The organism is Janthinobacterium sp. SUN176, from assembly GCF_030587335.1.
Classification (GTDB): domain Bacteria; phylum Pseudomonadota; class Gammaproteobacteria; order Burkholderiales; family Burkholderiaceae_D; genus Janthinobacterium; species Janthinobacterium kumbetense.
Window position 1 is genome coordinate 1,235,423 of record NZ_JAPWIA010000001.1, and the last position, 13,147, is coordinate 1,248,569.

At 62.6% G+C, this 13,147-nt stretch carries 9 protein-coding genes; 7 read left to right on the forward strand and 2 right to left on the reverse strand.

Features of this window, described 5'->3' with window-relative positions:
- Positions 1 to 12: 12 nt before the first annotated feature.
- Together O3299_RS05530 and O3299_RS05535 are read right to left on the reverse strand one after the other, a co-directional pair.
- A complete protein-coding gene (locus O3299_RS05530; RefSeq protein ID WP_305061708.1) occupies positions 13 to 1,104 on the reverse strand; it encodes a hypothetical protein in 1,092 nt (363 codons plus the stop codon).
- Between the two features lie 21 nt (positions 1,105 to 1,125).
- The gene (locus tag O3299_RS05535; RefSeq protein WP_305061709.1) at positions 1,126 to 4,584 is read right to left on the reverse strand and encodes a DUF748 domain-containing protein; all 3,459 of its coding nucleotides are present in this window, start codon (positions 4,582 to 4,584) and stop codon (positions 1,126 to 1,128) included.
- A gap of 255 nt (positions 4,585 to 4,839) precedes the next feature.
- On the opposite strand from O3299_RS05535, the gene O3299_RS05540 reads away from it, so the two are divergent.
- The 7 genes from O3299_RS05540 (at position 4,840) to O3299_RS05570 (ending at position 13,041) form a co-directional block, all read left to right on the forward strand.
- Positions 4,840 to 6,984: a TonB-dependent siderophore receptor gene (locus O3299_RS05540; protein ID WP_305061710.1), complete on the forward strand. Its 2,145-nt coding sequence runs from the start codon at positions 4,840 to 4,842 to the stop codon at positions 6,982 to 6,984.
- Entirely contained in the window at positions 6,984 to 7,679 is a 696-nt protein-coding gene (locus O3299_RS05545) for a hypothetical protein (protein ID WP_305061711.1), read from the forward strand. The genes O3299_RS05540 and O3299_RS05545 overlap by 1 nt, the downstream gene beginning before the upstream one ends.
- On the forward strand, positions 7,669 to 8,694 hold the full coding sequence (locus O3299_RS05550; RefSeq protein ID WP_305061712.1) for a PstS family phosphate ABC transporter substrate-binding protein: 1,026 nt from the start codon (positions 7,669 to 7,671) through the stop codon (positions 8,692 to 8,694). Before O3299_RS05545 ends, O3299_RS05550 begins: the two co-directional genes overlap by 11 nt.
- A complete protein-coding gene (locus O3299_RS05555) occupies positions 8,691 to 9,698 on the forward strand; it encodes a PstS family phosphate ABC transporter substrate-binding protein (RefSeq protein ID WP_305061713.1) in 1,008 nt (335 codons plus the stop codon). The genes O3299_RS05550 and O3299_RS05555 overlap by 4 nt, the downstream gene beginning before the upstream one ends.
- 55 nt (positions 9,699 to 9,753) lie before the next feature.
- Positions 9,754 to 10,149: a DUF2946 domain-containing protein gene (locus O3299_RS05560; RefSeq protein WP_143451320.1), complete on the forward strand. Its 396-nt coding sequence runs from the start codon at positions 9,754 to 9,756 to the stop codon at positions 10,147 to 10,149.
- A gap of 88 nt (positions 10,150 to 10,237) precedes the next feature.
- Complete coding sequence (locus O3299_RS05565) at positions 10,238 to 12,325, forward strand: TonB-dependent receptor (protein WP_305061714.1); 2,088 nt, start codon at positions 10,238 to 10,240, stop codon at positions 12,323 to 12,325.
- Positions 12,326 to 12,609: 284 nt separating this feature from the next.
- The gene (locus O3299_RS05570; protein WP_305061715.1) at positions 12,610 to 13,041 is read left to right on the forward strand and encodes a hypothetical protein; all 432 of its coding nucleotides are present in this window, start codon (positions 12,610 to 12,612) and stop codon (positions 13,039 to 13,041) included.
- The last annotated feature ends 106 nt before the right edge of the window (positions 13,042 to 13,147 follow it).

Consider the following 13,147-nt stretch of genomic DNA (forward strand, 5'->3'; position numbering starts at 1 on the left):
AAGCGTTCGACCTTATTGCAAGCGGCGATTCAAGACGATCAGTTCGGCATTGCCCGCGTTATCGTCTGCCATCGGGTAGAGCACTACCGCATAAGCACGATCGCTCGTCTTGTTGATGCTTGAAATGATCAAGTTGTCACGGGGTATAGACAAAAGCTCGTTGGTCAGCAAGTTCCTGTAGCCTTGCTCATCTTTGCTATAGAAGATTTCCAATAACTGATCATTTTTCGTGGTCAGCCAGCCATTTCCAAACTCGCTATTGAAGCGGGTGATGAAAGTGTCGTCGGCGATGTTGACCGGTTGCCATGTGTTGAACAATGGGTCAGCAAAATCCACCAATTCAATGACGGCACTTGCACCATTCTCATCTATTTTCTGGATAACGAGCTTGTCTTTTTCCTGCGCCAGCAGATAAGAATTCCCATCGAAGGAAGCGCTTAATATCTGCAAACCATAGACGCCATCCGAGTCGATTTCGCGATGGCGAATCACATTGCCTTTTTCATCAAGCTCCCGGTGCAGCAGCAGGCTGTCTTCATTGGCCAGCAAATGAATCGCCTTGTTGGCAATGCTGATTCTGTTATTTGCGGGCAATGGGATCTTGATATTGTTTTTCTTTTTTAGTTTTCCATTGATAAATTCGATGGCCAATATTTTGTCAGGTTTGTTGGCGTAGAAATCCACATCGTGAAATATCGAACAGGTTTCCGTTGTTCCAATGAAGGTTCCTGTAAATGGACGGCTGCCCTTCGGTATTTCCACGTCTTCACGATCAAAGATGGGAATGCTGATTTCCAGTTCCTTGTCAGGATGATAGGGGATGACGGACACATAGTTTTCCTGATCCGGACTCAGGAACAGTGTCGGCAAGATGCCGTCATCCTCGATGTAGTTGTCGATATTGCCATCAATCCCGACCACCGTATAAATCAGCTTGTACGTGCCATTTTTCCCGTATACATAGTTCGCCAGCAGCGTCTTTTCAGCAAATGCAATGCTGTCTTTTGCCGATACCTGTGTTTCAGCGACGAGCGTTGTCATGGTACACAAGTCGCCCTGTATAACAGACGATGCATAGGGCGTTACCTTGTCGAGGTTTTTCATGCGTCAGATTATCTCCGTGTCTTATTGCGTGGCCAGTCCCAGCTTCAATCCCACCAGCTTGCCCGGCGCGGCATCCGTTTTTTCCGGCACGCCCGCGCTGACCCTGGCCGCCGGCGTGCCGTCCTGCTGCAGGGCCGCCAGGATGGCTGCGCTGCGCTGGGCGCCCAGCTTGCTCAAGGCGTCGGCAGGCAGGGGCTGTTTGGCTTCCAGTTGCTCGCGCAAGCCGTTATAGAAGGCGCCCGTATCGGCCACTTGCGGCTCGCCCTCGATCAGTTTGCCCAGGCGTTGCAAGACGGGGATCTTGGCCGCCGCCGGAGCGGAGGCTGCCGCCGCTGTGGCTGGTACGGCCGATTCCGCCGCCTTTTTCTGCTTGTCCAGCTCAGCCTTGCCGAAGCGTTCGCCGTACAGGTCGCGCAGGGCGCCCCGTATCTTGCGTTCGCCCAGGTTCAACGGTCCCGGTTCCTCGCCCGCTTCCAGCTTGATGCCGGCCTTGGCGGCGACGGCGCGGCGCACGGCCTGGGCGCGCAGGGCGGCCGCATCCGTGTCGCTGTACTGGCCCGGCACGGCCAGCTTCAGCTGTTCGCGCTTGGCGAGGATTTGTGCCACCTGCTTGAGCTTTTCCCGTTCCGGCGGCAGCAGCACGGCGCTGCCCGCATCGAAATCGATGGCTTCGAGCTTGTCGGCGCTGATGCCCAGCAAGTTGCCCAGCGCGCGGAACGGCGCCGTGACGATTTTCGTCAGCACATTGCCCACGGCTTTCCAGATCAGGGCGCCATAGCTGAATTGCGGGTCGTTCATGTCGCCCGACACGGGCAAGCCCAGGTCGATGCGCCCGTCGCTATCCTTGAGGATGGCCAGCGCCAGTTCCAACGGCAGTTTCAAGGCGTCCGGGCTGTCGATGCGCTCGCCCAGGGTCAGCTTGTCGAGCACGATCTGGTTGGTGCCGTCCAGCTGGCGGTTGCGCACCTTGTATTGCAAGTCCAGCGAAATCTTGCCTTCAGCCACTTTGTAGCCGGCGAACTTCATCGTGTACGGCGAAGCGGACACCATGTCGACGTTCTTGAACACCACGTTCAAGTCCGTATTGTCGGTCGGGGCGAACGGATTTAATTGACCACGCACGCGGGCCAGGCCGAATTCGTCGATGCGGCCGTCGAGTTCGATCTGGCTGCGCGCATCGCGCTTCGTCGACAGGCCCGTGACGACGCCATTCAATTCATATATCTTCGCGGCGAACTGGGGCCGCAAGCTCAGGTCGGCAAAGTCCAGCTTGGCATTCTGCAGGCGCACGCGGCGCACGCGCACGGGGAAGGCGGCATCGGCGGCCGGCGTGGCGGTGGCCGACGCCGCGGGTGCGGGCGCGGCCGGTTCCGGCGCTTTCACCAGCAAGCGCTGCGCGTTCAGGCTGCGGTCGTTTTCGATGATCAGCTGGGCGTTCGGTTCGACCACGCGCAATTCGGGGATGTCGACAAAATCGGGGCCCACGCTGGCCGTCAGCTTGTCGGCGCGCACGCTTTTCCACGAGGCAAAGCGCTTGCCATCCGTTTCATTGAGCACGAGGCCGGCGATGTCCACGCCGCCCACATAGCGTACTTTCGGCGCTTTCGGCGCGCCGCCGCCCGTCGTCAGGCGGCCGCTGCCGGAGAGCGAGCCGCCCGCCAGCTTCAGTTTCAGATGTTGCGCCAGCAAGGGTTGCACGGGGGCCAGGGTCAGCTGTTTCAAATTCAATTGCGCATCGACGGCGCCCGTGCCCGGCACGAACTTGCCGTTGGCAGTGAGCACGCCGCCTTCGCGCAGGCCCACGCCCAGCTCGAACGGCAGCGCCTGCTGCATATCGTTGCTGACGTTGTGCAGGGACAATCTGGCATCCTGCAGATTACCCTTGATACCCGTGCCCGCATCATCGAAACGGGCGCCGAACTTGCTCAGCTCTACCTTGTCTACTTTGGTGGACCACGGCGCGGATGGCGCATCCTTGGCCGGGTCGGTTTTGCCGGAGGCAAACACGGGCAGCTTTTGCGCAATCGCAAATTCGCCCTGGCGGTTGCGCGCCAGGTCGATCTGCGCGCCGCTGGCCGTCACGGCGCCCAGGTGCACGGCATGCGCCGCCAGGTCGATCTTGCCTTCCGTAAAGCCCAATTGGGCCAGCTTGAACGGCGTTTGCGCGCCCCGCTGCATGGCGAGGTCGGCCAGGCTGAAGCTCGCGCCGTCGATCACGGTAGCCATGCCCGCTGGACTTTGCTGCAAGCCCAGTTGCAGCTGCAGTTGCAATTGTTTCGCGCTCAGCTGCAAGGCTGGCGAGACGGTTTCATCGATGGCGGACACGTCCACATTGGCCAGCGCCAGCTGTTTCAAGTCCACCTTCCATTTGCCAGGCTTGGCTGGTGCGGCTGGCGCGGTGGCGGTAGGCGCGGGATTACCCTGCAGCATCAGGTTCGCCACGTCGATCTCGCCCTTGCTGTCGCGGCGTACGGCCACCTTGCCGCCATACAAGTTGATTTTATCCACGGTGACGCTCTGGCGCGCCAGGTCCACGTTCACGCCGGCGACGCCCAAAGTATTGAGCGAAGTAAATGCTTCTCCCTTGCCGTCGCGCACCAGCGCCAAGTCGTGCAGGGCCAGGCCCGCGCCTTTGACGCTCGCTTCCAGCTTGCCGTCCGCATAGGAAAAGGCGTAGGGCAGGCGCGCCGACAATTGTCCGCTCGTGACCGTGGCGCGCGTATAGGCTTTCAGATACGCGGCCAGGCCGGGCAGGGAAGCGTCGTTCAGTATCAGTTCGCCTTCACCCCGGATCGGGCTGAGCGAGGCCGTGCCGCGCCAGTGCAGCTTGCCGCCGCGCGCCGCGTCTGCGCTGAGGCTGTAGCTGCCGTTGGCGTCGGGCAGGGTCGAAATATTGTCGAGCGTAAAGTTAATGGGCGTGAAGTTGTCCGCATAGCCCGCCTTCTGGTCGTGCCAATCCACTTTGCCTTGTTCCAGCGCAAAGTGGGCGATGACGAGGCGCGGCATGCCGCCTTCGCTTTTTTCCGGATGGTTGCGTTGCCAGGTGGCCAGCACTTCGGCCAGGTTGAACTTGCCTTCCGGCGTGATCGTCAGCTGGGCTTGCGGCGCCGTGATGCGGATTTCCGCCAGGCTCCAGGCGCGGCGCACGATGGATTTCCATTCCAGCTGCACGGCCAGGGCGCCGATGGACAGCAGCGGTGCGCCGCCCTTGCCATCCGCGCCGGCCGCTTCCTTGAAGGCGACCTGGTCCGCTTCCAGGCGCAGGGTAAACGGGTTGAAGCGCACGTCGGCGATGCTGGCCTGGCGCGCGAGTTCTTTCTCGGCAAATTTGGGCAGCTGGTGCTTGATGACGTAGGGCACCAGCCAGAAGCCGGCCGCGCTGTAGGCGGCCAGGGCGCAGCCTGTGCCAACGGCCCAGCGCTGCCAGCGTTTCCAGCGAAATGTTTTCGTCTGCACGCTTTTGTTGTCGATTGTATTCACGAACTTACCTTTTGATCTTGTTGGGCGGCACATCTTGCACGCCGTGACTGTCAGTATGCCTCTTTGCGGCTGTGTCTGCAAAATCCAAACGTGTTCAAGTGATAACAGGCGGCCTGGCGGACTGTTTATCTTATGAAATTCTCTGATTCTCACGAATTGTCACTTATTTATTGCGAATGATTCTCGTTACGGATATTATGCGCGGTAACTTGAAGTTTCCTTCTATCACTGTTCTCTGTTGAAAGACCCGTTTATATGCGCGCAGCTTTTCCTTCCTTGCAACTACTTCCAGTGGCCGCAGCCTTGTCGCTGGCTTTCGCTTCCCACACGGCCTGCGCCGCCAATGGCGCCAACGGCCAGGACGACTTGACGGCTGGCGATGAGAAAGTCATGCAGGCGGTGCAGGTGACGGGTGCGCGCGCGCAAGGCCTGGTGCCGACCACCACCGAGGCGGGCAGCTTCCGTGGCGCCAACATCATGGACGTGCCATCGACCGTCAACGTGATCACGCGCGAATTGCTGGAGCAGCAAGCCGTGTCCGGCCTGTATGACGCCGTGCGCAATACGGCGGGCGTGACGCGTCAGCAAAACGGCGGCGATACCTGGGATCAACTGGTGGTGCGCGGCATCGCCGTGGAAAACCGCACGAATTACCGCCTCAATGGCTCGTTGCCCATCATGAACTTTTCGCAAGTACCCATGGAAAACAAGGAGCGCGTGGAAGTGCTGAAGGGCGCTTCTGCCCTGTATTACGGTTTCACCTCGCCGGCTGGCGTGGTCAACTTCGTCACCAAGCGCGCCGGCAGCAAGCCCGTCACGAGCATGGGCCTGAGCCTCGATGACCGTGGCAGTGCCGTGGCGAATATCGACATCGGCCGCCGCTTTGGCGCGGAGCAGGAATTCGGCGTGCGCATCAACGCCGCTGGCGGCACCCTGGGTTCTTATCTGGATAATGTGGGCAACGGCAACCGCAGCTTCATTTCCACGGCGCTGGACTGGCGCGTGACGAACAAACTGCTGCTGAAAGCGGACCTGGAATACGACCGCCGCCGGGTGACGGAGCAGGCGGGCGTAGCCTTGCCGGCCGCCGTGAAAGGCGTGATCACCTTGCCGCGCGCCGTCGACCCGCGCAAGCTGATCGGCCCCGACTGGTCGAATTTCGAGGCGCAGACGAAAAATGCGCAATTGCGCGCCGACTACGCCATCACGGATGGCTGGGCCCTGACGGTCGAGGCGGGTCACTCGGAAACGGCGCGCGACCGCCGCCTGGCCATTTTCCGCCTGAACAATGCGGCGGCGCTGGCCACGGGAGCGGGCCGCATCACGGGCAATATGCAGCATCACGTGACGGCGTCGGACTTGCTGCGCGCGGAACTGGCCGGCACTTTCAATACGGGTTTCATTGCCCATGAACTGACCCTGGGCGCCTCGCGCACGGACAAGTCGCAAGACCCTATTTACCAGAGCAATTACACGATCGCCTCGCAAAACCTGTACAACCCCGTGCCCGTGACGAATGTCGTGTTCGGTCCCAAACCGACTTCGCCGACGACGGCCGCGCTGGACACGCGCGACACGGGCCTGTATGCGCTCGACCGCATGCTCTTCAGCCCGCAGTGGCAAAGCGTCATCGGCGTGCGCCGCACCAGCTATCAAAGCGACCAGGGCGCCAGCCACTATGACGTCAGCAAGACGACGCCCATGGTGTCGCTGGTCTACAAGCTGACGCCGGCGATTTCGTTCTACGCCTCGTCGGCGCGGGGCCTGGAAGAGGGCGAGACGGGCCCGACGGGCACCGTCAACCAGAATGTCAAGATGGCGCCTGGCGTGAGCAAACAGAAGGAACTGGGCGCGCGCTGGCTGACGCCGGGCGGCACCCTGGTGTCGGCCGCGCTGTTCGACATCACGCGTCCCGGCTATTACACCAACAGCAGCAATGTGTTCACTTCGGATGGCGAACAGCGCTACCGCGGCCTGGAACTGTCGACCCAGGGCAAGCTGACGCGCCAGCTGTCGTGGCAAACCTCGGCCCAGTTCCTCGACCCGAAATTCGAGCACATCAACGCCGACTACAACGGCAAGGCGCCGGAAAACGCGTCGAAACGCACGGCCAGCGCCTTCCTCGCCTACGCGTTCGACGCCGTGCCTGGCCTGTCCGTCAATGGCGGCGCGTATTACTACAGCGCCCGTCCCGTCAACGACCTGAACCAGGCATTCCTGGGCGGTGTGACCTTGTTCAGCGCCGGCGCCCGCTATGCCAGCACGGTCATGCACAAAGCCGTCGTCTGGCAGTTGAACGTGGAAAATGCGGCCGACAAGCGTTACTGGGCTGGCGCAGGCACGCGTCTGGCGTCCGGTGCGCCGCGCGCCATCAAGCTGAGCATGAAGGTGGACCTGTGATGCGTCTCGTCAAAGCCGCGCTGGCGGCGGCACTGCTGGCAGGCACCTTGCATGTGCAGGCGGCGCAGACCGCACCTGGCAAGCAGGTGCTGCTGGTGGTGCGCCTGGAAGGCAAGAGCCTGCCTTTTGACCAGAAAATCAAGGAACATCTGGAATCGCGCGGCTATGCCGTCACGCTGCACAGCCAGTACGCGCCCGTGTCCGGCGCGCAGGGCAAGGACCTGGTGATCCTGTCGTCGACCATCCGGGGCCGCGACTTGCTGGGTGCCTACCGCAACGTCACGGTGCCCGTGCTGACGTGGGAAAACGATTTGTATGACGACCTGTCGATGACGGGCAAGCGGGCCGGCGTGGACTATGGCACGGTGGAAAAGTCGCGCTATGTGTGGCTGGTCAACGCTCCCCACGCGCTGGCGGGCGGCTTGCCGGCCGGCACGGTAGATATTTATCAAAAGCAAGCCACCATGAGCTGGGGCAAGCCTGGCCTGGGCGCGACGACCATCGCCACCATCTATGGCGAACCGGAAAAAGCTGCCATCTTCGGCTATGAAAAGGGCGCCACCATGGATTACGACAGCCTGGCGCCTGCCCGCCGGGTCAGCTTCTTCCTCGACAATGAAACCTTCACGAATCTGTCGCCGGCCGGCCTGCGCCTGTTCGACGCGGCCGTGGACTGGGCCAGCGATGGCAAATAGCCCATCCTTGCCGCTGGCGGCGCTGATGCTGGCCATGTCCGCATCGGCAGCGGGCGCAGCCGCACTCGACCCCGCCTTGCCCGCCTACGTGCCGCAGCCCGTCAAGGTGCCGGCCACGGCCGGTTACCTGGACCGCAAGACGGGCGCGGCCATGATAGGCGGCGCCGAACACGTGGCTTCCGTCGTTGGCCAGTGGAATGCCCTGTTTGCGGCCAGCCACCCGGGCATCGTCCTGGGGTTTGACGGCAAGGGCACCAGCAGCGCCGTGCCGCTATTGATGCACGACAAGCTGTTGTTCGGCGCCATGGGCCGCGCCATCAATCCCATCGAGCTGGTGCCATACCGCAAGATCGTGGGGCGCGACGCGCTGGAAATCCGCATCGCGCACACGGCGTCCACGCCGGGCGAGCACCTGGCCACGTCCCTGGCCGTGTACGTGAACCGCGCCAATCCCTTGACGCGGCTGACGGCGGCGCAAGTATCGCAAATTTTATCTGTCGGCAATCCAGGCGGCGACTTCAGCCGCTGGGGACAGCTGGGCTTGAGCGGCGAATGGCGCGAGCGCGCGATTCACCCGTACGGCACGGCCGCGTACACGGGCTTTGGCGACTACTTGCAGCGTGAACATTTCCAGGGCAGGGCGCTGGCACTCAATCACGAAGAGCTGGGCAACACGGCCGCCATCACGGGCCGCATCGCGCAAGACCCGGCCGGCATCGGCGTGGCCGCGCTAGCTGTGCAGCACCCGCAGCTGCGCCAGGTGGCCATCGTGGGCGCGGATGGCCGGGCGACGACGGGCACGGACGAGGAAGTGGTGGCGCAACGCTATCCGTACGGCCGCTACGTGTACCTGTACGTGCGCCGCTTGCCGGGCCAGGCCGTCGATCCGCTGGCAAAGGAATACCTGCGCCTGGTGCTGTCGCGCGAAGGACAGGCCATCATCGCCGCGCAGCCGGGCGGCTATCTGCCCCTGACGGCCGCGCAAACCAGGGCTGAACTGGAGAAACTCGAATGACGCCGTTGAACAAGACCGCACTGGCCGCTTGCTGCGTGCTGGTGTCCGCCGTGCAGGCCGCGCCCCTGGCCGTTGATCCCGCGCAAACCTATGTGAACCGTGACGGCACGGTGGCCATCGTCGGCAATGATGGCCTGGAAGAAGTGATGACGCAGTTGAACGCGCTGTTTACGCGCCAGCATCCGCAGGTGCGCTTCAGCCTGCACATGGAAGGCTCGTCGGCCGGCATGCCCGCGCTGACGGCGGGCGCCACGGCGTTTGCGCCGCTGACGCGCGACATGTGGCCGGGCGACCAGGCGGCCTTCCGGCAAGTCTTCGGTTACGACGCCACTCCCGTGCGCATCGGCTACAACGGCCACGGTCCCCGTCCGCCGGCCAAGACGCCGCCCGCCGTGTACGTGCACCGCGACAACCCCTTGGCGGGCTTGACGATGGAACAGCTGGGCCAGGTATTCACGGCAGGCGCACCGGGAGGCGACGCCAACCTGTGGTCGCAGCTGGGCGCGACAGGGGATTGGGCGCCGCGCCGCATCCACGCCTACGGCTTGCGCGACGATGGCGGCTTCGCCACGGGCTTGCGCCATGCGCGTTTCGGCAAGCGTCCGTTTGCCGCCAGGTACGAGGCGCTGGCCTCGCGCGAAGCCGTGATCCGCGCCGTGGCCGCCGACCGCTATGGCATCGCCGTGCTGGGCTGGGTCAATGCGGCGCCCATCTCGGACCAGGTGCGCGTGCTGCCGCTGGCGGCGGCCAAGGGCGCGCCATACTACGGTCCCGACAAGGCCACCGTGCGCGCCGGCAATTACCCGCTGACCATGCCCGTGCAGCTGTACGTGAACCGCGCGCCGGGGAAGGGGCTCGATCCGCTGGTGAAAGCGTACTTGCAGCTGGCCCTGTCGCCGCAGGGACAAGCCATCATTCTGGCCCAGCAAGATAGCGAAGAGGGTTACTTGCCGCTCAGCGAACAGGACTTGCAGGCCGAGATCAAGAAACTGGACGCTTTGTAAAGTTTCTTTGACCACATGGCTGGCTGCAGGGCAGGGCGGCCGCTATAATGCCGCCATGTTTATTCGCCAAGGCCGCGCCGTCGTCGTCCTGTGGATCGCGTGCCTCGCCATCCTCATGGCAGCGCTCGCCCCCACCTTGTCGCGCGCGTTCACGGTCGCCAGCGGCCAGGCCGTCCCCAGCTTCGAGATTTGCTCGGTGGCGGGCGGCATGAACATGCTGCCCGTGAAATTGTCCACGGACACGCCCGATCCCGCCAAGGGCGGCATGCGCATGGGCGATTGCCCGTGCTGCAGCATGCATGCCGACACCCTGGCGATACCGCCCACCTCCCTCGTGCTCGCTTCCGGCGAACTGATCACGGGCTTGCTGCCCGAGTTGTTCTACCAATCCGCCACGCCCCTGTTCGCCTGGACGCCCGTCCAGCCCCGTGGCCCGCCCGCCGCTTTCTGATCTGTCCTTTCCCTGAACGGCCTTGCCTCGCACCCCTCGTGCGCTGGCGCCTGTTCGTCTTGCCCATACAGAAAATGAAAGCAGCACCATGAAACATTTACCGTTATTGATTTCCCTCGCCATCGCCATGCCTGCCGTGGCGCAAACGCGTACCGAAGCCGGCACCACCGTGTTGCCCGAAATGAAAGTCATCGTCACGGCCATAGGCGACGGCTACCGTCCTGCCGCCGACACGGCGTTGATGCTGTCGAGCACCCCCGGCTACAGCGTGGCGGCCGGAGGCGGCGTGTCCGGCTTGCCGGTAGTCAATGGTTTCGCGGATGACCGTATCAAGATCCGCATCGACGGCATGGAACTGACGTCCGCCTGTGCCAATCATATGAATGCGCCGCTGTCCTACATTGATCCGCAACAAGTGCAGCGCATCCGCCTGATCGCGGGCGTGACGCCCGTCAGCGCGGGCGGCGACAGCATCGCCGGCACCATCGAGGTGCAGTCGAACGCGCCCGTGTTCGCCCGGCCCGGCGCAGGCTTGCTGACGCAAGGCAGCTTTGCCGTCTCGGGACGCAGCGTCAACAACAGCGTGGCGACCAGCGTGAATGCGTCGGCCGCCAGCGACACCTTGAGCGTCGGCTACAGCGGCGCTTACACGCGCGGCCACAGCTATGAAGACGGCCGTGGCAACACGGTGCTGGCCAGCATGTTCGAGAGCATCAACCAGTCCATCGTGCTGGCGGCGAAAGGCCAGGGCCAGCAGCTGACCCTGCGCGCCGGCGTGCAGCACATCCCGTACCAGGGTTTTCCCAACCAGTACATGGACATGACGGACAACCACGGCCAGTTCGCCAATCTCGCTTACAAGGGCGAATTCGGCTGGGGCGTGCTGGACGCGCGCGCCTACTGGCAGCAGACGGACCATGAGATGGGCTTCTTCAGCAGCGAGCGCAAGGGCTCGATGCCGATGCTTACGCATGGACGCAACACGGGCTATGCGCTGATGGCCAGCTTGCCGACGGCTGCCGGCGAGTTGCGCCTGGGCCAGGAGTGGCACGGCTTCCGCCTCGACGACTACTGGCCGGCCGTGCCCGGCTCCATGATGATGGGTCCGCGCACCTACCTGAACATCAATGACGGCAAGCGCGACCGCACCGTGCTGTTTGGCGAACTGGAAACGCGCCACGATGCGCGCTGGACCAGCGTGCTGGGCGTGCGCGGCGAATCCGTGCGCATGGACACGGGCGACGTGCAATCGTACGGCACCAACATGATGAACATGCCGGACCTGATGGCCGCGAAGGCTTTCAATGCGCGCAGCCGCAGCCAGCGCGACACGAATATCGATGCCTCGGCGCAAGCCACCTTCACGCCCGATGCGGCCAGCAGCTATGAATTCGCGCTGGCGCGCAAGGTACGCTCGCCCAATCTGTACGAGCGTTATTCCTGGGGCCGCGGTTCGATGGCCATGACCATGACCAACTGGTTTGGCGATGGCAATGGCTATGTGGGCAATATCGACCTCAAGCCGGAGACGGCTTACACGGCAGCATTGACGGCCGACTGGCATGGCGGTGGCGAGGAGGGCTGGTTCGTGCGCGTCAACCCCTATTACAGCAAGGTCGACAATTACATCGATGTCGACGTGCTGGCGTCTTTCCATCCGTACATGAAAATGGGCGCGAATGGCAACTTGCTGCGCTTTGCCAACCACGACGCCAAGCTGTACGGCGCCAATGTGGCGTGGCAACTGCCGCTGGCCAGCAGTGCCCGCTGGGGCCGTTTCATGGCGACGGGCAATGCCGCTTATACGCGGGGCAAGCGCAGCGATGGCGGCGACCTGTACCGCATGATACCGTTCAACGCCTTGCTGGCCGTCGAGCACAAGCTGGGCGCCTGGAGCAACCGCATCGAAACGAAGATCGTGGCCCGCAAGGACAAGGTCGATGCGCGCCGCTTCGAACCGGAAACGGGCGGCTATGCCCTCGTCAACCTGCGCAGCAGCGTGGCGCTGGGCAAGATGGCGAGCCTGAGCGCGGGCGTGAGTAACCTGTTCAACCGCGCCTACGCGGACCCGCTGGGCGGCGTGTACCTGTCGGGCTTGAAGGCGAACGGCGGCGCGCTGCAAGCCTTGCCGGCCGAGGGCCGGTCGATTGATCTGGGGCTGCAGCTGAAGTTCTAACAGCAATGGCGCCTTCCCGTTGCCGACGCGGGAGGGGAAGGCGTCTGCCGTATGCGCCGCATCGGCGCTGGCCAGGTGCTTGTGACAATGTGCGCATGTTTCTTCTTGGTAATTTGTTATGCTGCATGGCGTCCGGTTTTCGGCGTTTGCCGCACAGGCGGGCGATGGCGAGGCTTGCGGGGGTGGTCGGAAGTGGGTGCCGTGCCGCTAAAGCCGTAAGGGGATTACTTTTCCTGGTTAATTCATCGTCGTCCTGCTACTCCCGTTCGTGCCATCGGAAACCTGTGAAATATCAAAAAATACTCGGCGAAGATGCCACCGCCATCGTGCTGTCCCTGAGCGTTGTTGCATATGTGGCATCCCTGTTTTTAACGGCAATCGTGGACTCCCACGAAGTCTTGCTGGGCGGGGGCGTGTTATTGCTCGGCTGGCTAGGGCCGCTGGCCGGCAGTTTTGCCTGGTTTGCCAATCCGCTGCTTATTTTTGCCATGTATTTTTCGAAAGAGAAGCCCAGTGCCGCGATGCTGGCCGTTTTTTTTGGCTTTGTGCTGGCACTGACCACCTTTGGCATTAAAGAAATTCCTAGTGATAATGGTTCTTACGCGGTGCTGGGATTCGGCGCCGGATGCTATCTGTGGCTGGCCTGTTTTCCAGCCGTGTTTATTGCATCGTTCTTGAGCAGCAGAAAATCCAGGGCGCTTGCTCCTGGAAAATAGCCTTGTTTTTCTGTTGCGGCATCACAGGTGACCTCCCGTCACCTGTTGGCTGATCAACCATCCTTTGCCAGCAGCGCCCGGATGCGGTCTAATCATGGCTTGTTCC

Bases quoted from the DNA above. Each gene is read 5' to 3' on its own strand.
- O3299_RS05530 (WP_305061708.1), bottom strand. From the start codon at position 1,104: ATGAAAAACCTCGACAAGGTAACGCCCTATGCATCGTCTGTTATACAG.
- O3299_RS05550 (WP_305061712.1), top strand. From the start codon at position 7,669: ATGGCAAATAGCCCATCCTTGCCGCTGGCGGCGCTGATGCTGGCCATG.
- O3299_RS05545 (WP_305061711.1), top strand. From the start codon at position 6,984: ATGCGTCTCGTCAAAGCCGCGCTGGCGGCGGCACTGCTGGCAGGCACC.
- O3299_RS05540 (WP_305061710.1), top strand. From the start codon at position 4,840: ATGCGCGCAGCTTTTCCTTCCTTGCAACTACTTCCAGTGGCCGCAGCC.
- O3299_RS05555 (WP_305061713.1), top strand. From the start codon at position 8,691: ATGACGCCGTTGAACAAGACCGCACTGGCCGCTTGCTGCGTGCTGGTG.
- O3299_RS05565 (WP_305061714.1), top strand. From the start codon at position 10,238: ATGAAACATTTACCGTTATTGATTTCCCTCGCCATCGCCATGCCTGCC.
- O3299_RS05560 (WP_143451320.1), top strand. From the start codon at position 9,754: ATGTTTATTCGCCAAGGCCGCGCCGTCGTCGTCCTGTGGATCGCGTGC.